Annotated in this window: 23 protein-coding genes; 14 read left to right on the forward strand and 9 right to left on the reverse strand. The window is 71.8% G+C overall.

Annotated features, from left to right (window positions below; genetic code table 11):
• Positions 1–86 precede the first annotated feature (86 nt).
• From DEJ50_RS17800 to DEJ50_RS17815, 4 genes are all read left to right on the forward strand, one after another.
• Positions 87–248 (forward strand): DUF4177 domain-containing protein, encoded by a 162-nt coding sequence (locus DEJ50_RS17800; protein ID WP_007264966.1) that lies wholly within the window; start codon positions 87–89, stop codon positions 246–248.
• Entirely contained in the window at positions 245–709 is a 465-nt protein-coding gene (locus tag DEJ50_RS17805) for a RidA family protein (RefSeq protein ID WP_150208964.1), read from the forward strand. Before DEJ50_RS17800 ends, DEJ50_RS17805 begins: the two co-directional genes overlap by 4 nt.
• A gap of 77 nt (positions 710–786) precedes the next feature.
• Entirely contained in the window at positions 787–1,689 is a 903-nt protein-coding gene (locus DEJ50_RS17810) for an NUDIX hydrolase (RefSeq protein WP_150208965.1), read from the forward strand.
• Positions 1,686–2,531, forward strand: coding sequence for an MBL fold metallo-hydrolase (locus tag DEJ50_RS17815; protein ID WP_150208966.1), 846 nt, complete (start codon positions 1,686–1,688; stop codon positions 2,529–2,531). Before DEJ50_RS17810 ends, DEJ50_RS17815 begins: the two co-directional genes overlap by 4 nt.
• 28 nt (positions 2,532–2,559) lie before the next feature.
• On the opposite strand, the gene DEJ50_RS17820 is transcribed toward DEJ50_RS17815, so the two are convergent.
• Both DEJ50_RS17820 and DEJ50_RS17825 read right to left on the reverse strand, forming a co-directional pair.
• Positions 2,560–3,387 (reverse strand): nucleotidyltransferase domain-containing protein, encoded by an 828-nt coding sequence (locus DEJ50_RS17820; RefSeq protein ID WP_150208967.1) that lies wholly within the window; start codon positions 3,385–3,387, stop codon positions 2,560–2,562.
• Positions 3,388–3,562: 175 nt separating this feature from the next.
• Positions 3,563–4,237, reverse strand: coding sequence for a Crp/Fnr family transcriptional regulator (locus DEJ50_RS17825; protein ID WP_003981529.1), 675 nt, complete (start codon positions 4,235–4,237; stop codon positions 3,563–3,565).
• A 207-nt stretch (positions 4,238–4,444) separates the two neighbouring features.
• Between DEJ50_RS17825 and nth the strand changes: the two genes are divergently transcribed.
• Genes nth through DEJ50_RS17840 form a run of 3 tightly spaced genes read left to right on the forward strand, consistent with a single transcriptional unit; the run spans position 4,445 to position 7,387 of the window.
• Positions 4,445–5,338: an endonuclease III gene (gene nth / locus DEJ50_RS17830; RefSeq protein WP_411757619.1), complete on the forward strand. Its 894-nt coding sequence runs from the start codon at positions 4,445–4,447 to the stop codon at positions 5,336–5,338.
• A 50-nt stretch (positions 5,339–5,388) separates the two neighbouring features.
• A complete protein-coding gene (locus DEJ50_RS17835) occupies positions 5,389–6,171 on the forward strand; it encodes an NUDIX hydrolase (RefSeq protein WP_150208969.1) in 783 nt (260 codons plus the stop codon).
• Positions 6,172–6,184: 13 nt separating this feature from the next.
• Complete coding sequence (locus tag DEJ50_RS17840) at positions 6,185–7,387, forward strand: MarP family serine protease (protein ID WP_150208970.1); 1,203 nt, start codon at positions 6,185–6,187, stop codon at positions 7,385–7,387.
• 348 nt (positions 7,388–7,735) lie between these two features.
• Here the strand turns inward: DEJ50_RS17840 and DEJ50_RS17845 are convergent, their stop codons facing one another.
• The 5 genes from DEJ50_RS17845 to DEJ50_RS17865 form a co-directional block, all read right to left on the reverse strand.
• Positions 7,736–8,695: an alpha/beta fold hydrolase gene (locus DEJ50_RS17845; RefSeq protein WP_150208971.1), complete on the reverse strand. Its 960-nt coding sequence runs from the start codon at positions 8,693–8,695 to the stop codon at positions 7,736–7,738.
• A complete protein-coding gene (locus tag DEJ50_RS17850; RefSeq protein ID WP_150208972.1) occupies positions 8,692–9,150 on the reverse strand; it encodes a phage holin family protein in 459 nt (152 codons plus the stop codon). Before DEJ50_RS17850 ends, DEJ50_RS17845 begins: the two co-directional genes overlap by 4 nt.
• Before the next feature lie 32 nt (positions 9,151–9,182).
• On the reverse strand, positions 9,183–10,601 hold the full coding sequence (nhaA, locus tag DEJ50_RS17855; protein WP_150208973.1) for a Na+/H+ antiporter NhaA: 1,419 nt from the start codon (positions 10,599–10,601) through the stop codon (positions 9,183–9,185).
• A 221-nt stretch (positions 10,602–10,822) separates the two neighbouring features.
• Positions 10,823–12,826 (reverse strand): acetate--CoA ligase, encoded by a 2,004-nt coding sequence (gene acs / locus DEJ50_RS17860; RefSeq protein ID WP_190344555.1) that lies wholly within the window; start codon positions 12,824–12,826, stop codon positions 10,823–10,825.
• A 167-nt stretch (positions 12,827–12,993) separates the two neighbouring features.
• Positions 12,994–15,258 (reverse strand): SulP family inorganic anion transporter, encoded by a 2,265-nt coding sequence (locus DEJ50_RS17865; RefSeq protein ID WP_223837800.1) that lies wholly within the window; start codon positions 15,256–15,258, stop codon positions 12,994–12,996.
• Between the two features lie 238 nt (positions 15,259–15,496).
• On the opposite strand from DEJ50_RS17865, the gene DEJ50_RS17870 reads away from it, so the two are divergent.
• Positions 15,497–16,831 carry a hypothetical protein gene (locus DEJ50_RS17870; RefSeq protein ID WP_150208976.1) on the forward strand — a complete coding sequence of 445 codons (1,335 nt, stop codon included), beginning with the start codon at positions 15,497–15,499 and terminating at the stop codon, positions 16,829–16,831.
• Here DEJ50_RS17870 and DEJ50_RS17875 read toward each other — a convergent pair.
• Complete coding sequence (locus DEJ50_RS17875; protein ID WP_150208977.1) at positions 16,800–17,810, reverse strand: ATP-binding protein; 1,011 nt, start codon at positions 17,808–17,810, stop codon at positions 16,800–16,802. The two genes, DEJ50_RS17870 and DEJ50_RS17875, sit on opposite strands and share 32 nt — an antisense overlap.
• A 109-nt stretch (positions 17,811–17,919) precedes the next feature.
• Between DEJ50_RS17875 and DEJ50_RS17880 the strand changes: the two genes are divergently transcribed.
• Positions 17,920–18,741 (forward strand): oxidoreductase, encoded by an 822-nt coding sequence (locus tag DEJ50_RS17880; protein WP_150208978.1) that lies wholly within the window; start codon positions 17,920–17,922, stop codon positions 18,739–18,741.
• Positions 18,742–19,227: 486 nt separating this feature from the next.
• Here DEJ50_RS17880 and DEJ50_RS17885 read toward each other — a convergent pair whose 3' ends face one another.
• On the reverse strand, positions 19,228–20,088 hold the full coding sequence (locus tag DEJ50_RS17885; RefSeq protein ID WP_150208979.1) for an HAD family hydrolase: 861 nt from the start codon (positions 20,086–20,088) through the stop codon (positions 19,228–19,230).
• 450 nt (positions 20,089–20,538) lie between these two features.
• On the opposite strand from DEJ50_RS17885, the gene ssd reads away from it, so the two are divergent.
• The 5 genes from ssd to DEJ50_RS17910 are packed head-to-tail and all read left to right on the forward strand — an operon-like array spanning position 20,539 to position 24,652.
• Positions 20,539–21,726 carry a septum site-determining protein Ssd gene (ssd, locus tag DEJ50_RS17890; RefSeq protein ID WP_411757620.1) on the forward strand — a complete coding sequence of 396 codons (1,188 nt, stop codon included), beginning with the start codon at positions 20,539–20,541 and terminating at the stop codon, positions 21,724–21,726.
• Positions 21,723–22,871: a TadA family conjugal transfer-associated ATPase gene (locus DEJ50_RS17895; RefSeq protein WP_150208980.1), complete on the forward strand. Its 1,149-nt coding sequence runs from the start codon at positions 21,723–21,725 to the stop codon at positions 22,869–22,871. The genes ssd and DEJ50_RS17895 overlap by 4 nt, the downstream gene beginning before the upstream one ends.
• A gap of 11 nt (positions 22,872–22,882) precedes the next feature.
• Entirely contained in the window at positions 22,883–23,743 is an 861-nt protein-coding gene (locus DEJ50_RS17900; protein ID WP_150208981.1) for a type II secretion system F family protein, read from the forward strand.
• On the forward strand, positions 23,743–24,417 hold the full coding sequence (locus DEJ50_RS17905) for a type II secretion system F family protein (RefSeq protein ID WP_190344557.1): 675 nt from the start codon (positions 23,743–23,745) through the stop codon (positions 24,415–24,417). Before DEJ50_RS17900 ends, DEJ50_RS17905 begins: the two co-directional genes overlap by 1 nt.
• A gap of 37 nt (positions 24,418–24,454) precedes the next feature.
• Positions 24,455–24,652 (forward strand): DUF4244 domain-containing protein, encoded by a 198-nt coding sequence (locus DEJ50_RS17910; RefSeq protein ID WP_150208983.1) that lies wholly within the window; start codon positions 24,455–24,457, stop codon positions 24,650–24,652.
• The last annotated feature ends 28 nt before the right edge of the window (positions 24,653–24,680 follow it).

A 24,680-nucleotide genomic window follows, 5' to 3' on the forward strand; every position in this document is an offset into this window, starting at 1 on the left:
TGGCCACGACCGGACATGTCGCGCGCATCACCCCGAGCCGCGGGCGCCGCACGGGGGCACCGGGCGCAGGCACTACGCTCGGCCCCATGACCAAGAAGTTCGAATACGCGACGGTCCCGCTGCTGGTCCACGCCACCAAGCAGATCCTGGACACCTGGGGCGAGGACGGCTGGGAGCTCGTCCAGGTCGTGCCCGGGCCGAACAACCCCGAGCAGCTCGTGGCCTACCTCAAGCGGGAGAAGGCATGAGCGCCGTAGAGGAGAGGCTTGCCGAGCTCGGCCTGACCCTTCCGGAGGTCGTGCCGCCGCTCGCCGCGTACCAGCCGGCCGTCCGCTCGGGCCAGTACGTCTACACCGCGGGCCAGCTCCCGATGGTGAAGGGCTCGCTGCCGGTCACCGGAAAGGTCGGCGCCGAGGTCTCCGCGGAGCAGGCGAAGGAGCTCGCCGCGATCTGTGCGCTGAACGGCCTGGCCGCCGTCAAGTCCGTGGTCGGTGACCTCGACCGGATCGTGCGCGTGGTGAAGGTCGTCGGCTTCGTCGCCTCGGCCCCCGATTTCACCGGCCAGCCGGCCGTTCTGAACGGGGCCAGCGAGCTGCTCGGCGAGGTCCTCGGCGAGAAGGGCGTGCACGCCCGCAGCGCGGTCGGCGTCGCGGTCCTGCCGCTGGACGCGCCGGTCGAGGTCGAGTTCCAGATCGAGATCTCTTCCTGACCCGCCGGAGTACGGCTCGGGGCCGGGCTCAGCCCGGCCCCCTCGAACATCGGGCCGGATGGTCGTAGCATCCGGCCATGTCGAACCGCGAGCAGACCCCAGCCGCCGCCCCCGCCGGAGGCCAGTGGTACCCGCCGGAGTGGCCCGACCGGATCCGGGCCCTGGCCGAGGGGTCCCTCACCCCGGTCGCGCCCAAGCGGGCCGCCACCGTGATGCTGCTCCGGGACACCCCCGAGGGCCCCGCCGTGCACATGCTGCGGCGCCGTGCCTCGATGGCCTTCGCCGGAGGCGCGTACGCCTACCCCGGCGGCGGGGTCGATCCGCGCGACGAGGACCACCGGACCGGCTGGGCGGGCCCCTCCCGCCAGGAGTGGGCCGACCGGCTCGGCACCGATGCCCCCACCGCCCAGGCCATCGTCTGCGGGGCGGTCCGGGAGACCTTCGAGGAGGCCGGGGTGCTCCTCGCCGGCCCCGCCGACGGCACCCTGATCCCGGATCTGACCGGCGACGACTGGGAGGCCGACCGGCTGGCCCTGGTGGCCCGGGAGCTCTCCTTCGCCGAGTTCCTCGACCGTCGCGGGCTGGTGCTCCGCTCCGACCTGCTCGGTGCCTGGGCCCGCTGGATCACCCCCGAGTTCGAGGCCCGCCGGTACGACACCTGGTTCTTCGTGGCCGCGCTCCCCGAGGGCCAGCGGACCCGCAACGCCTCCACCGAAGCCGACCGGACCGTGTGGATCCGTCCCGCGGACGCCGCGGCCGGCTACGACAAGGGCGAGCTGCTGATGATGCCGCCCACCATCACCACCCTGCGCTCCCTGGAGCCGTACGGCACCGCTGCCGCGGCCGTTGCGGCGGCCGGCTCCCAGGACCTCACCCCGGTGCTGGCCCGGGCGGTCCTCGAAGGCGGGGAGATCGTGCTCTCCTGGCCCGGCCACGACGAGTTCACCAAACGCGTACGCACGTCCGGAGGCCCCGCATGACCAGTGCAGCCGCTCTGCCGGGACAGCCCCGCGGAATCGTCACTTCAGGCCCGGCCACCGCCCGCGCGGTCAATGTGCTGGCCCCCAACCCGTCCGCCATGACCCTGGACGGCACCAACACCTGGCTGGTCTCCGAGCCCGATTCCGAGCTCGCGGTGGTCATCGACCCCGGCCCGCTGGACGAGGGACACCTGCGCGAGGTCATCGCCACGGCCGAGAAGGCGGGCAAGCGGATCGCGCTGACCCTGCTCACGCACGGCCACCCCGACCACGCGGCGGGTGCCGGCCGGTTCGCCGAGCTCACCGGCACCAAGGTGCGGGCCCTGGACCCGGCCCTGCGCCTGGGGGACGAGGGGCTGGCCGCCGGCCAGGCCATCCGGGTCGGCGGTCTGGAGATGCGGGTGGTCGGCACCCCCGGCCACACCGCCGATTCGCTCTGCTTCCACATCCCCGCCGACCGTGCCGTGCTGACCGGGGACACCATCCTCGGCCGCGGCACCACGGTGGTCGCCCACCCCGACGGGCGGCTCGGCGACTACCTGGACTCGCTGCGCCGGCTGCGCTCCCTCACGGTCGACGACGGGGTGCACACGGTGCTGCCGGGGCACGGGCCGGTGCTGGAGGACGCCCAGGGAGCCGTGGAGTTCTACCTCGCGCACCGGGCGCACCGGCTGGCCCAGGTGGAGACGGCGGTGGAGAACGGTTTCAGCACCCCGTCCGAGGTGGTCGCCCACGTTTACGCGGACGTCGACCGGTCGCTCTGGCCGGCCGCGGAATGGTCCGTACGTGCGCAATTGGAGTACCTGCGCGACCACGGACTGATCCCCGGGGGGCCCGAATGACCGCCCGAATGACCACCCCAACCACTCCCTAGCCGGGAGGCGCTGTGGCTCCGGCCGGGCGCGGGCTCTTGGTGCCGTGCCGGGCCGTGTACTCGTCCGCGAGCCAGGGCCCGAGGTCTTCGACGTAACCGCGCAGCACGCCGGGATCCGTGCCGGGCGCCAGTGCCACCCCGGCCGCGGCGCGCATCTGGGCTGCGCGCTCCGGGTAGTACCGGCCGAACACCTCGGCGGATTCCTGCAGGTCACTGGTCCAGCCGCGCCACCGGGGCATGACCAGGGTGAATCCGGTCCGGACCAGGCGGCGGGCGAACTGCCGGCTCAGCTTCCGGTACTCGTCGGGTGTGTGCGCGGCTGCGAGCCGGGCCCGCCAGACCGGCAGTACGGCGGCCAGATCGCCGTTCGTCTCGCGGGCCAGCAGGCCGTCCGGGCGGTAGCGGGGGAGGTGCTCGGCCAGGTCGGAGCCGAGCAGCGGGGTGCACCGGCAGGCCAGGAACCAGCCCAGGTCGTATCGTTCCTGCTCGCTCAGCAGGAGCTCCTTGGAGTACAGCAGGATGCCGGCTCCGTCGATCGCGTCGAAGTCCTCGTCGAGCCCCCGGGCGAGCACCTCGGCGATGTCCCGGTCGTCCTGGGCGGGCTCGTGCTGGAGGGCGATCAGCAGGTCGAGGTCCGATGCGCCGGGCCGGGCGGTTCCGCGCGGTACGGAGCCGTACAGGTAGGCGCTGTGCAGCCGCCGTCCGTACGCCTCGGCGGTGCGGGAGCGGGCCGCCGCCACGACGGCCCGGAACCCTGGCGGTACCCGGCCCAGGTCCCCCTCGCGTTCGATGTACCCCTGTCCGTCCAGGCCTCGGCGCTCCATACGGATCACTGTGCCCGGCGATTCCGGCGGTGCGGGGGCACCGGCGCCGGGCGTGTCGCGGGGCGGGGGAGCGGGCCGCGGCGCGGGGGCGGGGGTGGCGGCGGGGGCCGGAACGCGAGGAGGGGCCCCGCCCGTCCGGGCAGGACCCCTCCGTCGCTCACAGCACGGGCGCCGCTCAGCGCGAGCGCTTCGCCAGCCGCTCCACGTCCAGCAGGATCACGGCACGGGCCTCCAGGCGGAGCCAGCCGCGGCCGGCGAAGTCGGCCAGCGCCTTGTTCACCGTCTCGCGGGAGGCGCCGACGAGCTGGGCCAGCTCCTCCTGGGTCAGGTCGTGGACGACGTGAATGCCTTCCTCCGACTGCACGCCGAAGCGGCGCGACAGGTCCAGGAGGGCCCGGGCGACCCGGCCCGGCACATCGGAGAAGACCAGGTCGGACATCTGGTCGTTGGTCTTGCGCAGGCGCCGGGCGACGGCGCGCAGCAGGGCCGTGGCCACCTCGGGGCGGGCGTTCAGCCAGGGCTGGAGGTCGCCGTGGCCCAGGCCGAGCAGCTTGACCTCGGTCAGGGCGGTGGCCGTGGCCGTCCGCGGGCCCGGGTCGAACAGCGACAGCTCGCCGATCAGCTCGCCGGGGCCGAGCACCGCGAGCATGTTCTCGCGGCCGTCGGGGGAGGTGCGGTGGAGCTTCACCTTGCCCTCGGTGACCACGTACAGCCGGTCACCGGGGTCGCCCTCGTGGAACAGGGCGTCACCGCGTGCGAGGGTCACCTCGCCCATGGAGGCGCGGAGCTCCGCGGCCTGCTCGTCATCGAGCGCCGCGAAGAGCGGGGCGCGCCGCAGAACGTCGTCCACGAGTCTCTCTCCTATGTCGACCGGCTCCGGGGACCGTGCTCCCCATTTTGCCGGACGCTACAAACAGTGCGATCAATCACAAGGATGCCGGACGGACGGGTGTGCTGTGCGGTGTTACCGGAGGTCCGGGCGGGTGTCACTGCCCGGCCTTAGGCTGGCGGAGTGTCCAATAAGCCGGTGAGAGCACAGGCCAAGGGGTCCGCGGGAGTGACCGCCGCCCTGAATTCAGCTGTGGGCGAACAGGGGGTTGGCGCGGCTGCGGCCCGCCCCCCGGGCAAAGCTTCGGCCAAGAAAGCTGTGGGAAAGACCAAGCCGGAATCGCATCTGGCCATGGTGCGCCGCGCCCGGCGGATCAACCGTGAGCTGGCCGAGGTCTATCCCTACGCCCACCCCGAACTCGATTTCCGGAATCCCTTCGAGCTGCTGGTCGCGACCGTTCTGTCGGCCCAGACCACCGATCTCCGGGTGAACCAGACCACCCCGGCGCTGTTCGCCGCGTACCCGACCCCCGAGGACATGGCCGCGGCCGTGCCGGAGGAGCTGGAGGAACTGATCCGGCCGACCGGGTTCTTCCGGATGAAGGCGAAGTCGCTGCTGGGCCTCTCTGCGGCCCTGCGGGACAACTTCGGGGGCAATGTGCCCGGACGTCTCCAGGACCTCGTCACACTGCCGGGAGTGGGCCGCAAGACCGCCAATGTGGTCCTCGGCAATGCGTTCGGAGTCCCCGGAATCACCGTGGACACCCACTTCGGCCGGCTGGTGCGCCGGTGGAAGTGGACCGAGCAGGAGGACCCGGAGAAGGTCGAGGCGGAGATCTGCGCGATCTTCCCGAAGAGCGAGTGGACGATGCTGTCCCACCGGGTCGTCTTCCACGGCCGCCGGATCTGCCACTCCCGCAAGCCCGCCTGCGGGGCCTGCCCGATCGCCCCGCTCTGCCCGGCGTACGGGGAGGGCGAGACCGACCCGGAGAAGGCGAAGAAGCTGCTCAGGTACGAGCTGGGCGGCCAGCCGGGCCAGCGGCTCAGCCCGCCCCCGGACTACCCGGGCCTGCCGGCCCCGCCGCTGGGCGGCACGGTGCCGGGCGGCGACGACGCCGGCTGACGGGGTTCGCCGAGTACGACACGAAGTCAGCCAGACAGAACGGGGTGTTCATGACAGGCGCTGAGCAGAGCGGGTCCACGGCCGCCGCCGAAGCGGCGTACCACCGCGTCCGGGCGGCAGCGGACCCTGCCGCCGAACCGGGGCCCGGGGCGGGCGGAGACCACCGCATCCGGATCAGCGCCCACGGCCTGCCCGACTGGCTGGAGCCGGTCGAGCGGGCCGCCCGGACCGTCGAGCCCCGCCAGCTCAGCCGCTTCCTGCCGCCGTCCGACGGCCGGGGCCGCCAGTCCGCCGTCCTGATCCTGTTCGGCGAGGGCCCGGACGGGCGGCCAGAGCTGCTCCTGATGGAGCGGTCCGGCAGTCTGCGCTCCCATGCCGGACAGCCGTCCTTCCCGGGCGGGGCCCTCGACCCCGAGGACGGCGACCCGCAGACCACCGGCCCGCTGCGGGCCGCTCTCCGCGAGGCGGAGGAGGAGACCGGGCTCGATCCGGCCGGCGTCCAGCTCTTCGGGGTGCTGCCGAGCCTCTACATCCCGGTCAGCGAGTTCGTTGTCACCCCGGTGCTGGGCTGGTGGCACACCCCCAGCCCGGTCGGTGCCGTCGACCCGGCCGAAACCGCCCGGGTCTTCACGGTGCCCGTGGCGGATCTCACGGACCCGGCACACCGGGTCACGGTCGTCCACCCGAGCGGCCACCACGGCCCTGCCTTCACCGTGGCATCCGCTCTGGTCTGGGGTTTCACCGCCGGGGTCATCGACCGGCTGCTGCACTTCGCCGGGTGGGAGCGGCCGTGGGACCGATCACGTGAGGTCCCGCTGGACTGGCGCGCATGAGACGGTGGCCCACGTGAACGTGCTGGACATCCTGTTGCTGCTCGCCGCCGTGTGGTTCGCGATCGTGGGCTACCGCCAGGGGTTCGTCGTCGGCATCCTGTCGGTGATCGGCTTCCTCGGCGGTGGCCTCGTCGCCGTGTCCCTGCTCCCGCTGGTCTGGGACGAGGTGACCGACAACGGAAACCGGGTGACCACCCCCGTGGTCATCGCCGCCGTGGTGGTGATCATCGTCTGCGCCTCGGTCGGGCAGGCCTGCACCACCCACCTCGGCAACCGGCTCCGCCGTCACATCACCTGGTCGCCGGCGCGCGTGGTCGATGCCACCGGCGGCGCGCTGGTCAACGTGGTGGCGATGCTGCTGGTGGCCTGGCTGATCGGCTCCGCACTCGCCGGGACGTCACTTCCCACGCTGGGCAAGGAAGTCCGCAACTCCCAGGTGCTGCTCGGCGTGTCCCGGGTGCTCCCGGCGCAGGCCGACACCTGGTTCTCGGACTTCAGCTCCACCTTGGCGCGCAACGGCTTCCCGCAGGTGTTCAGCCCGTTCTCGAACGAGCCCATCACCGAGGTGCAGGCGCCCGATCCGGCCCTGGCGAACAGCCCGGTGGCCGCGCGCGCCAAGCAGTCCATCGTCAAGGTGGTCGGCACCGCCCCCAGTTGCAGCAAGGTCCTCGAAGGCACCGGGTTCGTGTTCGCCCCCGGCAAGGTGATGACCAATGCCCATGTGGTCGGCGGGGTCGGCGAACCGACCGTGCAGGTCGGCGGCGAGGGCAGGCTGTACGACGGCAAGGTCGTGCTCTACGACTGGGAGCGCGACATCGCGGTCCTGGACGTGCCCAAGCTGAAGGCCCCGGCGCTGCAGTTCACCGAGAGGGACGCGGCCGGCGGCGATGACGCCATCGTGGCGGGCTTCCCGGAGAACGGCGCGTACGACGTCCGTGCGGCCCGGGTACGAGGCAGGATCAACGCCAACGGACCGGACATCTACCACCGCGGCACCGTGCGCCGTGACGTTTACTCCCTGTACGCGACGGTCCGCCAGGGCAACTCCGGCGGCCCGCTGCTCACGCCCGAGGGCCAGGTGTACGGGGTGGTGTTCGCCAAGTCCCTGGACGACCCGAACACCGGCTACGTCCTGACGGTGGACGAGATCCGCGACGACATCCGGTACGGCGCGGTGGCGCGGCAGCGGGTGGACAGCCAGGGCTGCGCCCTCTAGGAGGGGTCCGGCCCGGGTCCGCGGACCCGTCTTACGTCGGCCCGGGTCCGCGGGCCGCCCTACGTGCGCTGATGGCGCAGGCGGGCCGAGACCCAGCGGGCTCTGCGGCGGAGGATGCGCGGGATCCCGAGTCGGGGGTCGTGGCCCTGCCGGCCCGCCCTCTCGTGGGTGCCCGGCACTGCTGCCGAGCGGGTTTCGCGTGCGGAGTCACCGTAGTCGTGCGTCCAGCCCATACTCCGACCTCTGCCCGGGCCCCAAGGTCGGTAACCGCGTTCCGGGCGGCCAATTGGCCTATGCGCCGGGCATTTGAACGATCCTCATGTGAGCGTACGAACCGTCAGGAGCCGGTCAGCGGTCGGGTTCCGGGTCCTTCAGCCAGTTGATGAGCTCCGAGGAGAAGGCCACCGGGTCCTCCTCGTGCGGGAAATGTCCGAGTCCGTCGAACAGCCGCCAGCGGTACGGGGCTTCCACGTACTCGCCGGATCCGGCCGCGCTCCGGGTCCTCATCACCGGGTCCAGGGAGCCGTGCAGATGGAGCGTCGGGACCCGGACCGGGCGCTTCATCCGCCGGTTGAACTGGATGCCGTCCGGGCGGGCCAGCGACCGCACCATCCACCGGTAGGGCTCGATCGAGCAGTGGGCGGTGGACGGGATGCAGATCGCCCGCCGGTAGACCTCCAGCGCCTCCTCCTCGGGGGGCCGCGGGCCGGACCAGTCCCGGATCAGCTCGCCGGCCAGCGCCCCGTCGTCGGCCTGCAGCCGGCGCTCCGGGATCCAGGGCCGCTGGAACCCCCAGACGTACGATCCGGCCCGGCTCTGGGCGAAGTCCGACAGCATGGCCGAACGCCAGCGCCGCGGGTGCGGCATGGAGGAGACCACCAGCCGGCGCACCAGCTTGGGCCGCATCACGGCGGCCGTCCAGGCGAGGTAACCGCCCAGGTCGTGGCCGACGAGGGCGGCGTCCGGCTCGCCGAGGGACCGTACGACACCGGTGATGTCCAGGGCCAGGTTGGCCGGGTCGTATCCGCGCGGGGTGCGGTCGCTGCCGCCGACCCCGCGCAGGTCCATGGCCACCGCACGGAAGCCGGCGTCGGCGAGCGCGGTCAGCTGGTGCCGCCAGGTCCACCAGAACTGGGGGAACCCGTGCAGCAGCAGGACCAGCGGGCCGTCACCGAGTTCGGCCACATGGAACCGGGCACCGTTCGCGGCCACGTCCCGGTGTGTCACTTCTCGGCCGCCGGGGATGCCGATCCGGACCGCCGAGGCGGCGGTGGGCGGGCCGGCGGGGTCCGGCGAGCTTGCTGTCATGACGTCGAGCGTGCCACACCCACAGCCTTGTCACTGACCGCCCGGGGGTGCGGCTTGACCGTCCCGACCAGGGCTGCGGTCTCCTTGACCGAGGCGATGGTCTTCTCCGGAGGCTTGACCTTCTTGAACTTGGCGACGGCCAGGAGCGCCAGCAGGGTCGCGATCACCAGGAACGCGACGCCCACGATCAGGAACGACCAGGCCAGGCCCAGCCCCAGGTTGTGGATCCCGTAGGCGGCGGCGAAGCTCAGCACGGGCAGCGAGAAGAGCGCCAGCACGCCCGCGATGCCGAACGCGGCGCTGCCGATGCCCACTCGCTTGACGTCCTGGCGGATCTCGGCCTTGGCGAGTGCGATCTCGTCGTGTACCAGGGCGGACATCTCGGCCGTGGCCGAGGCGACCAGCTGGCCGAGCGTGCGCTCGGCTCCCTGCGCCCCTTGGTCCACTGCGCTCATCGCTCTCTCCCTCTGTCGTCCATTCCTGCGCGTCAGTCAGATGATGCCGGACGGGAGGGGCCCGTGCCGGACCCGGCTGCCGCTTCGGCCCGGCGGCGGTGCTCGGCGGCCTTCTCCTCGTAGATCTTCGCCATCCGCAGGTGGTACGCGGGGTTGTTCTCCTCGTAGATGTCCGGGATGCCGTCCAGGTCCTCGTCGCGGTCCTCGTCGGCGGTCAGCGCCTTGTAGGTGCGGTCGCGGAGTTTGAGCAGGACGCAGGCGCAGATTGCGGCGATCAGCGAGCCGAGCAGGACGGCCGCCTTGATCTCGTCGGTGAGGACGAGGTCGCCCTTGAAGGCGAGTTCGCCGATCAGCAGCGAGACGGTGAAGCCGATGCCGGCGAGGGAGGCCACGGCGAGGACGTCGGGCCAGGCGAGGTCCTCGTTGAGTTCGGCCTTGGTGAAGCGGGCGGCCAGCCAGGTGCCGGCGAAGATCCCTACGGTCTTGCCGACGACCAGGCCGAGCACCACGCCGAGGGTCTCGGGACGGCTGAAGACCTGGGCGATCGCCTCGTCGGAGAGCAGGACGCCGGCGGAGAACAGGGCGAACAGGGGCACGGCGAGACCGGCGGAGACGGGCCGGACCAGGTGTTCGATGTGCTCGCCGGGGGAGTACTCCTCGTTGTCCCTGCGGGTGCAGCGGAGCATCAGGCCCATGGCGACACCGGCGATGGTGGCGTGGACCCCGCTGTTGTACATCAGGCCCCAGATGACGAGGGCGAGCGGGACGTAGATGTACCAGCCGCGGACGCCGCGGCGGAGCATGAACCAGAAGAGGGCGAGGCCGACGAGGGCGCCGCCGAGTGCCAGGAAGTCGATCTCGTTGGTGAAGAACACCGCGATGATCATGATGGCGAACAGGTCGTCGACCACGGCCAGGGTCAGCAGGAAGGCGCGCAGGGCGGAGGGCAGCGAGGTCCCGATGACGGCGAGCACGGCGAGGGCGAAGGCGATGTCGGTGGCGGTGGGCACGGCCCAGCCGTCCATGGATCCGCCGCCGAGCTGGTTGACCAGGACGTAGACCGCGGCCGGGGCGGCCATGCCGCAGATGGCGGCGATGACGGGGAGGGCGGCTGCCTTGGGGTCGCGCAGATCGCCCGCGACCAGCTCGCGCTTGAGCTCGATGCCCGCCACGAAGAAGAAGATGGCGAGGAGTCCGTCGGCTGCCCAGTGCTGGATGGACAGGTTCAGACCGAGGGACTCCGGGCCTATGTGGAAGTCGCGGACCTTGAGGTAGCTCTCGGCGAGGCCGGGGGTGTTCGCCCAGATGAGGGCGGTGACAGCGGCCACGAGGAGCACCACACCGCCGACGGTCTCGGCGCGCAGGGCGTCGGCCACGAACCGGCGCTCGGGCAGCGAGAGCCGTCCGAGCAGCTTGCGGCTCTGGTTGTCGGTGGGGCTGGGCGTGGCCACGGGGGACACCTCCGGTCGGTCGAAAGGCACGACAAACGAGCTTGCCGACCAGACTTCCCGGCACACCTGTGAAATATTTACGCGTTCAATACTTTACAGGATGTAGCCCGGTATGGTGCGGTGATCACACTTTATGCGCGAAAGGGACATCCGGCGCGTTGCCTGCCGAATGCCCCTTCCAAGGGTGTTTCGCGTGGTCGTGCGCTGCTGTGCGCGGTGGGTCAGTCCTCGCTGGAGGCGCTCGGCAGCTTCGTCTGGATCAGGTCCATGACGGAGGAGTCGGTCAGCGTGGTGACATCGCCCAGCTCGCGGTTCTCGGCCACGTCGCGCAGCAGGCGGCGCATGATCTTCCCGGAACGGGTCTTCGGCAGCTCGGCCACCGGCAGGATCCGCTTGGGCTTGGCGATCGGGCCGAGGGTGGCGCCCACGTGGTTGCGCAGATCGGCGACCAGCGAGTCGTTCTCGGAGGCGCTGCCGCGCAGGATGACGAACGCGACGATGGCCTGGCCGGTGGTCTCGTCGGCCGCGCCGACCACGGCCGCCTCGGCGACCGAGGGGTGCGAGACCAGAGCGGATTCCACCTCGGTGGTCGAGATGTTGTGGCCGGACACCAGCATCACGTCGTCCACCCGGCCGAGCAGCCAGATGTCGCCGTCGTCGTCCTTCTTGGCGCCGTCGCCGGCGAAGTACTTGCCCTCGAAGCGGGACCAGTAGGTGTCGATGAACCGCTGGTCGTCGCCCCAGATGGTGCGCAGCATCGACGGCCACGGCTCGGTCAGCACCAGGTAGCCGCCCCCGCCGTTGGGCACCTCGCGCGCCTCGTCGTCCACCACGGTGGCGGAGATGCCCGGCAGCGGGCGCTGGGCGGAGCCCGGCTTGGTCTCGGTGACCCCCGGCAGCGGGGAGATCATCATGGCGCCGGTCTCGGTCTGCCACCAGGTGTCCACGATCGGGCAGCGGTCGCCGCCGATGTGCTTGCGGTACCAGATCCAGGCCTCGGGGTTGATCGGCTCGCCGACCGAGCCCAGCACACGCAGCGAGGACAGGTCGAACTTCGCGGGGATGTCGTCGCCCCACTTCATGAACGTCCGGATGGCCGTCGGCGCGGTGTAGAGGATGGTGACCCCGTACTTCTGCACGACCTCCCAGAACCGGCCCTGGTGCGGGGTGTCCGGGGTGCCCTCGTACATGACCTGGGTGGCGCCGTTGGCGAGCGGCCCGTAGACGATGTACGAGTGGCCCGTCACCCAGCCGATGTCCGCGGTGCACCAGTAGACGTCGGTCTCCGGCTTGAGGTCGAAGACGGCGTGGTGGGTGTACGCGGCCTGGGTGAGGTAGCCGCCGGAGGTGTGCAGGATGCCCTTCGGCTTACCCGTCGTACCGGACGTGTACAGGATGAAGAGCGGGTGCTCGGCGTCGAAGGCCTGCGGGGTGTGCTCGGTGGACTGGCGGCCGACGAGCTCGTGCCACCAGATGTCGCGGCCCTCGGTGAAGGCGGTCTCCTGGCCGGTGCGCTGCACCACGAGCACGTTCTTGACCTGCGGGCACTTGGCGACGGCCTCGTCGATGGCCGGCTTGAGGGCGCTCGGCTTGCCGCGGCGGTAGCCGCCGTCCGCGGTGATCACCAGCTTGGCGTCGGCGTCCTGGATGCGGGAGGCCACGGCGTCGGCGGAGAACCCTCCGAAGACCACCGAGTGCGCGGCGCCGACCCGGGCGCACGCCAGCATGGCGACGACCGCCTCGGGGATCATGGGCAGGTATACGGCGACCCGGTCGCCGGCCTGGACGCCCAGCTCGGTGAGGGCGTTCGCGGCCCGCGAGACCTCGTCCTTGAGCTGTGCGTAGGTGACGGAGCGGCTGTCGCCGGGCTCGCCCTCGAAGTGGATGGCGACGCGGTCGCCGTGGCCGGCTTCGACATGGCGGTCCACGCAGTTGTACGCGACGTTCAGCTTGCCGTCCGCGAACCACTTCGCGAAGGGCGGGTTGGTCCAGTCGAGCGTCTCGGTCGGCTCGGTGGCCCAGGTCAGCCGCCGGGCCTGCTCGGCCCAGAAGCCCAGCCTGTCGCTGTCCGCCTGCTCGTATGCCTGCGCCGTCACATTGGCGGCGGCGGCCAGCGCGGCGGGCGGCGCGAATCGCCGCTCCTCCTTGAGCAGGTTGGCCAGGCTCTCGTTGCTCACGACATCTCCCTTTCCCAGGGTGTCCGTTGTGTCCCCGGCATAGCTCATCAGGCGGATGCCCGGGTGACAAGGGGTAACAAGAAATTGGTTTAGACCTTTTGATGCCCGCCGGCCCGTGCCGTGGCCGTCGGCGGTCCGCAGACGCGGATGGCCCCCTCCCGCTGCAGGGCGCGGGAAGGGGCCATACGGTGGCACGGATACGCGAGCGTATCGGTTCAGGCGGGCGCCGGCGCGGGCGACTGGCTGCGATCGGCCGGAACCACACTGTCGAAGACCCGGCAGTCGAAGAAGTCCCGGCCCTCCGAGAGCAGGTAGGCCTGGGCCTCGCCCACATGGAAGTACATCCCGTGCAGCTCCAGGGTGCCTTCGGCGAGCCGGCGCGCCACCGATTCGTGCGCCCGCAGGTGCTCCAGCTGCTGCACCACATTGGTCAGGCAGAGCTGCTCCACGGCGTCCGCGGGCAGTCGGCCGGAGATCCGCGCCCAGGCGTGGTGGCGGCTGGCCATCCGCTCCAGACTGGGCAGCCCGTGCCGCAGCCAGCGGCGCAGCGGGGTCGTCGGCTTCCCGGGCGCGGCGTTGAGCAGCGCTTGCATCGCCCCGCAGCCCGAGTGCCCGCACACCGTGATGCTGTCCACCCTGAGCACGTCCACGGCGTACTCGATGGCCGCCGCGACGGAGTCGTCGCCGGACTCGGCACCGGGCAGCGGCACCAGGTTGCCCACATTGCGCACGGTGAACAGGTCGCCGGGCCCGCTTGAGGTGATCATGCTGGTGACCAGCCGGGAGTCGGCGCAGGTCAGGAACAGCTGCGAAGGCTGCTGCCCCTCGCGGGCCAGCCGGGCCAGCTCGTCCCGGACATGGGGGGCGGTGTCCCGCTGGAAGGCGCTGATCCCGCTGGCCAGCCGGCCGCCACCGCGCAACGGCTCGGCCGGTTCGGCGGGCCGCTGGTCGCAGTGGTTCTGCCAGGGCGTCCAGGGGCGGCAGCACTGGTGTGCCCCGCGCGGACCGGAGCCCTGGTGGTCGCCGATCGCGGCACCAGCCCGGCCGGTGACCTCCAGCGAACCTCCGTGGGCCACATGGGAGTCCTGCCAGTCCTGCAGGGTCTCGTACGCGGCGTGGTCCATGAACGAGCCGTCCAGCTCGATCACCGTGTGCCCGCGGTGCGGGATCTGGTTGAGCACCCGGCTCAGCCGGGGCACTGCCAGGAAGGTCAACTGGCCGCGGGCCCGCACCCGGTGGACTCCGTCCTGCTCCTCCAGGGTGATCCGGGTCCGGGCCAGCCGGTGCAGGGACAAGGCCACTGCGACGGCGATGCCGATCGCGACCCCTTCGAGCACTCCGCCGAGGACCACCGCCACGATGGTGGTGAGGTAGACGACGATCTCCCGGTGCCGGATGACGTTGCGCATGTGCGTGATGTTGACCATCTGCACGCCGACGGCCATGACCAGCGCGGCCAGCGCCGCCAGCGGGATCAGGTCGAGGACCGGAACCAGCAGCGCAGCCGCCAGTACGATCCACAGCCCGTGCAGCATCGTCGACCGCCGGGTGGCCGCACCGGACTTGACGTTCGCCACGCTGCGGACCGCGACTCCGGTGATGGGCAGCCCGCCGAGGGCGCCGGACACGATGTTCGCCGCGCCCTGGCCGCGCAGTTCGCGGTCGAGGTCGGCGCGCGGGGGACGGTTTTCCGTACCGCGCTCGGAGGCGATCAGCTTGTCCGTGGCCACGGCGGACAGCAGCGATTCCACGCTGCCGACCAGGGTGATCGTCAGGACGGCCGCGATGAGCCCCAGGACCGGCCCCTCGGGCAGTTCGGGCAGGGCGTGGCTGCGCCAGGAGGGCAGGTCCACCCGGGGCAGGGTGAGTCCGGCCAGCACGGCGAGCGCGGTCGCGGCGGCCACGGCGGCCAGGGCCGCCGGGATTCTGCGCAGCAGGGCTCCCGCCCGCCCCGGCAGGCGTGGCCAGGAGAGCAGGACGAGCAGGGTGAGCAGGCTGACGCCGAGCGCGGCCGGGTGCAGATCGGCAAACTGTCCGGGCAGGCCCAGGACATTGGCCACGGCGGAGCTCTGCGGGGTGCCGCCGAGCACGATGTGCAGCTGGGCCAGCGCGATCGTCACGCCGATGCCCGCGAGCATGCCGTGCACGATGGCCGGGCTGACCATCAGCGCGGACCGGGCGGTGCGCAACAGGGCGAGCCCGAGCTGGCAGATGCCGGCGAGCACGGTGATGGCACAGGTGGTCCGCCAGCCGTAACGCTGGATCAACTCTGCGGTGACCACGGTGAGTCCGGCTGCGGGGCCGCTCACCTGGAGGGGTGCACCGCCCAGTCGGCCGACGACGATTCCGCCGGCCGCCGCGGCCACCAGTCCCGCCTGCAGCGGGGCACCGGTGGCCAGGGCGATGCCGAGGGAGAGCGGCAGCGCGATCAGAAAAACGGCGATGGACGCGGACAGGTCCGCGGTGCGGGGGTTGGTCATAGGTCCCGTCTCCTCTGGGCAGGGAGGGTGAAGCGGCGGGAGTCTCAACACTCGGTAAATGGATGGTAATGGAGAGTAAAGAGGATCGCTTCGCATAACGGGCAAATGGCTGAAGAGTTCCCTCTCATGGGTGAATAATCATTTTGTACGGCTTGTCACACCTTCCTCGGATAAGACCGCGTGGGACGTTGCGGCGCGGAAGTCCCGCACGGGAACACGAGGGAGAGGTGGGCGGAAGATGGCCGTCACGAAGAGGGCCGCCGGCGGTCTGGCCGTGGCCGTGGTTGCGGCGCTGGGCCTCGCCGGCTGCAGCGCCTCGGATTCCGCCGGGCCGTCGGGTGGCGGGTCCGGTGCGAAGAAGGGCGCCGCCGCCCCGGAAGCCCCGGGCAGTGTGCTCCGGCTGATCGGGGACGGCTCCACCTCGTACACCGGCCCGCAGCCGAACGTACGGAAGCCGGAGAAGCTCAAGCCCGGCGAAACGCCGCCACAGTTCGTGATCTTCTCGTGGGACGGGGCGGGCGAGGACGGCCAGAAGCTCTTCTCGCACTTCCGCGAGGTCGGCAGGAAGCACAACGCCCGGATGACGTACTTCCTCAGCGGTGTGTACATGCTTCCCGAGGAGAAACGTTCCCTCTATACCGGTCCCCAGCACGCCCCCGGCCGCTCCGACATCGGCTTCGGCGACCTCGGGAGCATCAAGGAGACCGCCACCCAGATCCGCGAGGCCTGGCAGGAGGGCAATGAGATCGGTACCCACTTCAACGGACACTTCTGTGGCCCCGAGGGGGGTGTCGGGACCTGGTCCGTGGACGAGTGGAAGAGCGAGATCCAGCAGGCCAAGTCCTTCGTCAAGAACTGGAAGACCAACTCCGGTCTGAAGCAGGAGAAGGCGCTCCCCTTCGACTACGACAAGGAGCTGATCGGGGCCCGCACCCCCTGCCTCGAAGGCCAGAAGAACTTCATGCTGGCGGGCCGGACCATGGGCTTCCGCTACGACTCCAGCGGCATCAGCAAGCAGAAGTGGCCGAAGAAGACCGACGGGCTGTGGGACATCCCGCTGCAGCTGGTGCCCATTCCGGGGCGGGCCTTCGAGACCCTGAGCATGGACTACAACTTCATGGTCAACCAGTCGGGGACCACCTCACAGGGCGACCCCTTCCAGCACACCTACTGGGGCAACCAGCTGCGCGACGGTCTGCTGCAGGGCTTCGAACGCGCCTACCGCGGCAACCGCGCGCCGCTGATCATCGGCAACCACTTCGAATCCTGGAACGGCGGCACCTACATGCGCGCCATCGAGGAGACCATCAAGACCGTCTGCAACCAGAAGGACGTCCGCTGCGTGCCCTTCCGCGAACTCGTGGACTGGCTCGACGCCCAGGACCCCCGGCACATCGAGTGGATGCGCACCCTGGACGTCGGCCAGGCGCCCAAGGAGGGCTGGGCGAAGTTCCTGGCCAACGGCCCGGCGCCGGCGCCCGCCGCCCCCGGGGCGCCCGGGGAGTCCGGGGCGTCGGACACGTCGGGCACGTCGGAGGGGGTCACGCCGGCTGAGGAGCAGGACGAGGAATAGCGGCGCCGTGCTGCTCGCCCAGTACGAACCCGGGGTCGACCTGCTGAGCCAGGTCGGCCCCGGTCTTCGCATTGCCCCAGCTCTCGGCGTTCCGCAGGTGGAAGTGGACCATCTGCTCGGTGTACCGGGCCCAGTCGCGCTGTGGGTAGGAGTCGTCGGCCGCGTCCTGCAGGGCTTGCAGCGCCATGCGGTTGTCCGCCTCCAGCAGCTCGAAGCGGGGCGGCCGGCCCTTCTCCATCGCCCGCACCCAGTCCGAGTGCCCGACGGTGACCAGCAGGTCCTCGCCGGCCTCCGCGCGCAGGAACTCGACGTCGTCCCGGCCCTGCACCTTGTTGCCGACCACCTTGAGGGCCACCCCGAAGTCCCGCGCGTACTCCTTGTACTGGCGGTAGACGGAGATGCCCTTGAGGGTGGGTTCGGCGACCAGGAAGGTCATGTCGAACCGGGTGAACATCCCGGAGGCGAAGGAGTCCGAGCCCGCCGTCATGTCGACGACCACGTACTCGTCCGGTCCGTCGACCAGGTGGTTCAGGCAGAGCTCCACCGCCCCGACCTTGGAGTGGTAGCAGGCCACGCCCAGATCGGACTCGGTGAACGGCCCGGTGGCCATCAGCCGCACTTCCTCCCCTTCCCCGTCGAGCCGGACGGGGCGGGCGCAGGCCTGGTAGACCGGGTTGTCCTCGCGCACCCGCAGCAGGCGCGAGCCGGCGCCGGGCGGGGTGGTCTTGATCATTGTGTCCGCGGAGGCGATGCGCGGGTTGGAGCCCCGCAGGTACTCCTTGATCAGGGGCAGCTGGGCGCCCATCGCGGGCAGTTGGGCGGCCTCCTCCTCGGTCAGTCCGAGGGCGGCCCCGAGGTGCTGGTTGATGTCGGCGTCCACCGCGACGACCGGGGCCTCGTTGGCGGCAAGGTGGCGGATGAAGAGCGAGGACAGCGTGGTTTTGCCGCTGCCGCCCTTTCCCACGAAAGCGATCTTCATGTTCACGTAGCGTAGTGCGGAGGTGGCGCGCCGTGGCTGAGGTGAGTGAAGAAGACCACTCGAAGGTGGGGTCGGTGCTATGGCCGCGCAGTGCGTAGGCTCCCTGCTTATGAGTACGTCAGCCGATCCGCTCGCCGCCCTCGCGGGCCTTCCGGGCGTGGCCGAATCCGTGGAGTCCATGCGCAAGGCCGTGGACCGGGTCTACGGACACCGCGTGATGCGCCGCCGCAGTACGGAGGTCTCCGCCGAGGCGGCGCTCCGCGGGGCACGCGGGAGCGCGGCCCTGTCGGGCGCGGACTGGGCGCTGGAGGAGGTCCGGCGGCGGACCGACTTCGGGGCGGAGTCCGAGGCCCGGGTGGTGGGTGCGGCGCTGCGGCTGACAGCCGAGGCCGGGCAGCTGCTGAGCATCTGGCGGCAGTCCCCGATGCGGGTGCTGGCGCGGCTGCACCTGGTTGCGGCGGGTACCGCCGTCACCGGTGATGTGGTCGGACGGCCGAGACTGGCCGGTGAGCCGGTGGACGAGCCGCTGGTGGAGCTGCCGCTGCCGGATGCCGACGAGGTGGCGGGGCGGCTGGACGGCCTGTCCCGGCTGGTCATCGCGGGCGGCTCCGCCCCGGCGCTGGTCACCGCCGCGGTGGTGCACGGCGAGCTGCTGGCGCTGCGGCCGTTCGGTTCGTACAACGGGGTGGTGGCGCGGACCGCCGAGCGGATCGTGCTGATCAACAGCGGTCTGGACCCCAAGGCGGTCTGTCCCGCGGAGGTCGGGCACGCGGAGCTGGGCCGGGCGGCCTATCTCGCGGCGCTGGACGGCTATGTCTCCGGGACCCCGGAGGGGATGGCGGCCTGGATCGCGCACTGCGGCCGGGCGGTCGAGCTGGGGGCGCGGGAGTCCATGGCGGTCTGCGAGGCGCTTCAGCGCGGCGCGGCCTGACCTGGGCCTGACCTGACCTGGCCTGACCGGAGTGCCTGGGCGCCGCCCGGGCGGGAAGGTGCCCGGACACGGGTTGCGGCGACACCGACTTGCTCATGGTGTCGCCGCTGGCATGCGCGCCCAGTTACCAAGCGTCCTCGATAGTTGCCCATCAGGTCGGGAACTTTGCCCGTTCCCTGGTGCGGCTGGCCCGTAATCGACGGGTCGACGTCGCGTGGGTGCTCGGCGTTCATGCTTCGGTCCGTGGGGCCTTGCTGCGTTCTAAAGATGATCCTCTCGGATGTCCTTTGGTCTCGCGGGCCGTGAATCCTTTGTACCTCCATCCCCGAGGAAGCGGAACCCCTTGCCGCACTTCTTTACTTTCACGGACAGTCCTGGATGAACCGGACAGCCGGTGTCGGTGCAGGTCAGGGGTCCTCGGCCGGCTTCCCGGCGGGCTTCTTGGCGGGGCCCCCGGCGGGGCCCCGGCGGGGCTCCCGGTGCTCGTCAGGCGATGGCGTTCGCGCGCCGGCGGCTCGCGTACCAGACCAGACCGGCCGTGGCCGCTGCCGCACCGACGGCGGCAGCCGCGACCAGCGCGGGGCGGGCCGCCAGGGACAGCCCGGGCACCCGCTGCTTCAGCCGGACCGGCCGGTTGAAGACGAGCACCGGCCAGTCCCGGGCCAGCGCCTCCCGGCGCAGCGCCCGGTCCGGATTGACCGCATGCGGATGGCCGACCGCCTCCAGCATCGGGACATCGGTGATCGAGTCGCTGTACGCGTAGCAGCGCGCCAGGTCGTAGCCCTCGGACTCGGCCAGCTCGCGTACGGCCTCCGCCTTGGTCGGGCCGTAGGCGTAGTACTCGATTTCCCCCGTGAAGCAGCCGTCCTCGCCCACCACCATCCGGGTGGCGACGACCCGGTCGGCGCCGAGCATCTCGCCGATCGGCTCGACCACCTCGGCCCCGGAGGTCGAAACGATCACCACATCGCGGCCCGCCGTGTGATGGGCCTCGATGAGGGACGCCGCCTCGTCGTAGATGATCGGGTCGATCAGGTCGTGCAGGGCTTCGGCGACGATCTCCTTCACCTGCCGGACGTTCCAACCCTTGCAGAGGGCGGAGAGGTACTCCCTCATCCGCTCCATCTGGTCGTGGTCGGCGCCGCCGGCCAGGAAGATGAACTGGGTGTAGGCGGTGCGCAGTACCGCCCGCCGGTTGATCAGCCCGCCTTGGTAGAAGGACTTGCTGAACGTCAGAGTGCTCGACTTCGCAATGACCGTCTTGTCCAGGTCGAAGAAGGCGGCAGTGCGAGGCAAGGAGTGCGGCAAGGACTGGATTTCCACGAGCCGAGCATATGCGCCCACCATTCGGCGTAAGGTGTGGCGCGTGGGTTTGCCTGAGAAGCCTCTCGGGTACACCATGGAAGTCACGGATCGTTCGCGACCGTGCTAACCCGGCCCGACTCCTCCCCCCCCGAGTCGGCCGTGGGGACGACCCCCGCTCTCCCCCCCGGCGGGGGTCGTCGCATGTCCGGACGCGGTTTGCGTCCCGGCCGCCGGCCCCAAGTGATCATTTTTCAGGCCCCCTTCTGTCGTGGGCCCGTGCCGCGCCGGCCCTTACCCCTCCCAACTCGTCACGGTGCGTAGTTGTTCCGGAGCGCTGTGGAACTCACCTCCAGGGGTGATCGAGTTATTCACAACGCCGTCTCTATCCACAGTTCTCGAGCAAGATCCACTTGATTTTGTGGATGACGTCACTGTGATTCCGACCGCGAAGTCCGCGGCCAACGGATTTGCAGCGAGAAGGGGGCGGAGATCGTGGCTGGAACCATGTCCCGCGAAGTGCCGGAGCGGCCGATTCCCGGTGCCGGCAGGCCGCTGATCATCACGGAGGACCCGGCGCTCCTCGACGATCTGCTGCGGTTGTGTGCTGCCGCGGGCGCCGAGCCCCATGTGCACCCGGCGGTGCCGGAGCAAAGCGGGGCGGCTGGGTCCGGTGGGGTCGGTGGGGTGGGCGTGGCGCCCGGGGCCGGTCCTCCGGGCGGCGCCGGGTGGGCGGATGCGCCGCTGGTGCTGGTCGGCGAGGACGTGGGCGGCCGGGTGCGCGGAGCACCGCGCCGCGGCGGAGTCTTCCTCGTCGGAAGGAGCGCAGGCCGCAACCCCGACGACCCCGTGGTGTGGCAGCGCGCGGTGGAGATCGGGGCCGAGCAGGTGCTCTGGCTCCCGAACTCCGAAAGCTGGCTGGTCGACCGGATCGCCGATGTGGTCGAAGGGGCCGGCCGGCCCGCGCTGGCCGTGGGCGTCATCGGGGGCAGCGGAGGCGCCGGAGCCTCCACCCTGGCCTGCTCCCTGGCCGTATCGGCGGCCCGGTCCGGCGAGCGGACGATGCTGATCGACGGCGATCCCTTCGGGGGCGGGCTCGATGTGCTGCTCGGCGGCGAAGGGGCCGAGGGCCTGCGCTGGCCGGACTTCGCCGCCTCGCGGGGCCGGGTCGCCGCCGGAGCTCTGGAGGAGTCCCTGCCGCAGCTGCACGGGCTGCGCCTGCTCAGCTGGGACCGGGGCAAGCGGGTGCTGGTGCCGCCCGCTGCCATGTGCTCGGTGCTGGCAGCCGCGCGGCGCCGGGGCGGGGTCGTGGTGGTCGATCTGCCCCGGCGGGTGGACGAGGTCGCGGCCGAGGCGCTGGCCCAGCTGGACCTGGTGCTGATGGTGGTTCCGGTCGAGCTGCGGTCGGTGGCCGCGGCGAGCCGGGTCGGCGACGCCCTGCACGGGGTGGCCAGGGACGTCCGGGTGGTGGTGCGGGCGCGGCTGGCCGGCGAGCTCGACCCCGACGAAGTGGCCGGGCTGCTGCGGCTGCCGCTCGCCGGCGAGATGCCGGTCGAGCTGGGGGTCGCCGAATGGCTGGCGAGGGGGGAGCCGCCGGGGACATTCGTCTGGGGGCCGCTGGCCCGGTTCTGCGACGGGTTCTGGCGGCGGGCGCTCGTTGCCGGTCCGGGGGTGTCCGTATGACCGCCGGGCTGTTGGACGCAGTGCGGGCACGGCTCGCCGAAAGCGGGGCCGATCCGACGCCGGCCCGGGTCGCGGCGGCGCTGCGGGCCCAGGGGCGCCTGCTGGGGGACGCGGAAGTGCTCGGCGTGGCCGCCGAATTGCGGTCGGAGCTGGTGGGCGCGGGCCCGCTGGAGCCGCTGCTCGCCGACCCGGCCGTCACCGACGTGCTGGTGGCGGCACCGGACCGGGTGTGGGTGGACCGGGGCGGCGGGCTTGAGCTGACCGGGGTGACCTTCGGCGATGCGGAGGCGGTGCGCAGACTGGCGCAGCGGCTGGCGGCGGTGGCCGGGCGACGGCTGGACGATGCCCGGCCGTGGGTGGACGCCCGGATGCCCGACGGCACCCGGCTGCATGCGGTCCTGCCGCCGGTGGCCGTCGGGTCGGCCTGCCTGTCCCTGCGGGTGGTGCGGCCACGGGCGTTCACCCTCGAGGAGCTGACGGCCGCGGGAACCCTGCCGCCGGGCGGGCGGCGGTTGCTCGGGGCGATGGTCGAGGCCCGGCTGTCGTTCCTGGTCTCCGGGGGGACCGGCACCGGGAAGACCACGCTGCTCAGTTCCCTGCTGGGACTGGTTGGGCCGGGGGAGCGCATCGTGCTCGCCGAGGACTCGGCCGAACTGCGCCCCGATCACCCGCATGTGGTGCGGCTGGAGTCGAGGCCCGCCAACCAGGAGGGCGCCGGTCTTGTCACCTTGGCCGACCTGGTCCGGCAGGCCCTGCGGATGCGGCCCGACCGGCTGGTGGTGGGGGAGGTGCGCGGGGCCGAGGTCGCGGACCTGCTGGCCGCGCTCAACACCGGGCACGAAGGCGGGTGCGGGACGGTGCATGCCAATGCCGCCGCACATGTGCCGGCGAGGCTGGAGGCGCTCGGTACGGCTGCCGGGCTCGACCGGGCCGCCCTGCACAGCCAGTTGGCCGCCGCTCTCGACCTGGTGATCCATCTGGTCCGGGACCGGGGCGGGCAGCGGCGGGTCGCCGAGGTACACGTGCTGGAACGGGATGCCGCCGGGCTGGTGGTCACGGTGCCCGCGCTGCGGTGGGCCGCGCGGGGATTCGCCCGGGAGCGGGGCTGGGAGCGGCTGGGACAGCTGCTGGGGGGAGTGCGGTGAGCGGGCCGGGCATGGCGGTCCCGGCGCCGGTGGTCGCTGCGGTGCTGTGTGCCGGGGCTGCGGCCTGGCTGCTGGGCGGGGACGGCCGGCCGGTGGGGCGCGCCCGGCTGCTGCTGGCCGGGTCGGGGCCGACGGTGCCGGCGCGGGGCTCCCCCTGGGAGCGGCTGGTGGTTTCGGTGCGGGTGCATGCCGGGCGCTGGCCGGAGGTGGCCTGCCTGGCGGCGGGGCTGGTCGTGGCGTTGCTCGGCCGGTCGCTGATTCCGCTGGTACTGGGGGTGTTGGCGGTGCCGGTGGTGCGGCGGTGGCTGAGGGTCCGGGAGCGGGTCCGGGCCCGGGAGGCGCGCGCGGCGGCGGTAATTGCCCTGTGCGGGGCGGCCGTGGCGGAGCTGCGGGCCGGGGCGCAGCCGGGGCAGGCGTTGGGCGCCGCGATGCGCCGGACCGCCGTACCGGGTGCCGAGGAGGCGGCGGTGCTGGCCGCGGCTGCGTTCGGCGGGGATGTGGCCGGGGCGCTGCGGGAGGCGGCCCGCGAGCCGGGCGCGGAGGGACTGGCAGGGATGGCCGCGTGCTGGCGGGTGTCCGTGGACGGGGGTGCGGGGCTGGCGGCGGGGCTGGACCGGCTGGAAGGGGCGTTGCGGGCGGAGCGGGACCGTCAGGACTCCCTGCGGGCCCAGCTGGCGGGGGCCCGGTCCACTGCAGTGGTGCTGGCGCTGCTGCCGCTGGTGGGCCTGCTGATCGGGACGGGGCTGGGGGCGGATCCCCTGCGGGTGCTGCTGCACACCCCGCTGGGGATGGGCTGCCTGCTGGTCGGCGGAGTGCTGGAGGTGCTGGGCCTGCTGTGGTGCCGGCGGATCGTGCGGGCGGGGGAGGGGTGATGGGCGGTTCGGTGGTCCACAGGCTGGGGATGGCGCTTTCCCTGTCGGTGGCGGTGGTCTGGCTGGTGTCCGTGTGTGCAGCGCGGGTCCGGGGTCGGGCGGTGCTCCGCCGGGCGGGGGTGCTGCTTCTGGTGGAGCCCGGCCGGGGTGGCCCCCGGTCACCGGTTCGCCGGGGTCGGCGGTTCCGGCTCCGGTGGCGTGGGGGCCGGGCCGGGCGGGCGGATCCGGGGGAGGCGGAGCGTCAGCTGCCTTTTGCCGCAGATCTGTTGGCCGCTTGCCTGGCGGCGGGTGCCGGTCCGGTGGAGGCGGCCGAGGTGGTGGGGGAGTCGCTGGGCGGCCCGGTGGGCGAGCGGCTGGCGCTGGCGGGTGCCGAGTTGCGGCTGGGCGCCGAACCGGACGCCTCGTGGGGGAGGTTGGCGGAGATACCCGGAGCCGGGGCGCTGGCGGAGTGCCTGGACCGGGCGGCCCGGTCCGGGGCGCCGGCCGCGGAGCCGGTGGCCCGGCTGGCGGCGGCCCTCCGGGCGGACCGGGCCCGGCGGGCGACCGCGGGTGCCCAGCGGGCGGCGGTCCTGGTGACCGCGCCGGTGGGGCTTTGTTTCCTCCCCGCGTTTCTTGCGGTCGGAGTTGCGCCGGTGGTGATCGGAATGGCTTCCGGTCTTCTCTCCGGCATCTGAAAACACATCAAGAACGGAAATCATCAGGAGGTTTGTCATGAGGATCATCTGGCTTCGACTGCGGGGTGCACTGGCCGGTCGTGGCGGGGACGCCGGGATGTCGACTTCGGAATACGCCATGGGCACGATCGCCGCCTGTGCATTCGCGGCCGTTCTGTACAAGGTCGTGACGAGCGATGTGGTCTCGACGGCCCTTCAGTCGACCATCGGGAAGGCGCTCGATGCGCCGTTCTGAGCAAAAGGAGGAAGGAGACGGTGGTTAT

The organism is Streptomyces venezuelae, assembly GCF_008642295.1.
GTDB classification, from domain to species: Bacteria; Actinomycetota; Actinomycetes; order Streptomycetales; family Streptomycetaceae; genus Streptomyces; species Streptomyces venezuelae_C.

Bases quoted from the DNA above. Each gene is read 5' to 3' on its own strand.
- DEJ50_RS17800 (WP_007264966.1), top strand. From the start codon at position 87: ATGACCAAGAAGTTCGAATACGCGACGGTCCCGCTGCTGGTCCACGCC.
- DEJ50_RS17805 (WP_150208964.1), top strand. From the start codon at position 245: ATGAGCGCCGTAGAGGAGAGGCTTGCCGAGCTCGGCCTGACCCTTCCG.
- DEJ50_RS17810 (WP_150208965.1), top strand. From the start codon at position 787: ATGTCGAACCGCGAGCAGACCCCAGCCGCCGCCCCCGCCGGAGGCCAG.
- DEJ50_RS17815 (WP_150208966.1), top strand. From the start codon at position 1,686: ATGACCAGTGCAGCCGCTCTGCCGGGACAGCCCCGCGGAATCGTCACT.
- DEJ50_RS17820 (WP_150208967.1), bottom strand. From the start codon at position 3,387: ATGGAGCGCCGAGGCCTGGACGGACAGGGGTACATCGAACGCGAGGGG.
- DEJ50_RS17835 (WP_150208969.1), top strand. From the start codon at position 5,389: ATGACAGGCGCTGAGCAGAGCGGGTCCACGGCCGCCGCCGAAGCGGCG.
- DEJ50_RS17845 (WP_150208971.1), bottom strand. From the start codon at position 8,695: ATGACAGCAAGCTCGCCGGACCCCGCCGGCCCGCCCACCGCCGCCTCG.
- DEJ50_RS17850 (WP_150208972.1), bottom strand. From the start codon at position 9,150: ATGAGCGCAGTGGACCAAGGGGCGCAGGGAGCCGAGCGCACGCTCGGC.
- acs (WP_190344555.1), bottom strand. From the start codon at position 12,826: ATGAGCTATGCCGGGGACACAACGGACACCCTGGGAAAGGGAGATGTC.
- DEJ50_RS17865 (WP_223837800.1), bottom strand. From the start codon at position 15,258: ATGACCAACCCCCGCACCGCGGACCTGTCCGCGTCCATCGCCGTTTTT.
- DEJ50_RS17870 (WP_150208976.1), top strand. From the start codon at position 15,497: ATGGCCGTCACGAAGAGGGCCGCCGGCGGTCTGGCCGTGGCCGTGGTT.
- DEJ50_RS17875 (WP_150208977.1), bottom strand. From the start codon at position 17,810: ATGAAGATCGCTTTCGTGGGAAAGGGCGGCAGCGGCAAAACCACGCTG.
- DEJ50_RS17880 (WP_150208978.1), top strand. From the start codon at position 17,920: ATGAGTACGTCAGCCGATCCGCTCGCCGCCCTCGCGGGCCTTCCGGGC.
- DEJ50_RS17885 (WP_150208979.1), bottom strand. From the start codon at position 20,088: ATGGTGGGCGCATATGCTCGGCTCGTGGAAATCCAGTCCTTGCCGCAC.
- DEJ50_RS17895 (WP_150208980.1), top strand. From the start codon at position 21,723: ATGACCGCCGGGCTGTTGGACGCAGTGCGGGCACGGCTCGCCGAAAGC.
- DEJ50_RS17900 (WP_150208981.1), top strand. From the start codon at position 22,883: ATGGCGGTCCCGGCGCCGGTGGTCGCTGCGGTGCTGTGTGCCGGGGCT.
- DEJ50_RS17905 (WP_190344557.1), top strand. From the start codon at position 23,743: ATGGGCGGTTCGGTGGTCCACAGGCTGGGGATGGCGCTTTCCCTGTCG.
- DEJ50_RS17910 (WP_150208983.1), top strand. From the start codon at position 24,455: ATGAGGATCATCTGGCTTCGACTGCGGGGTGCACTGGCCGGTCGTGGC.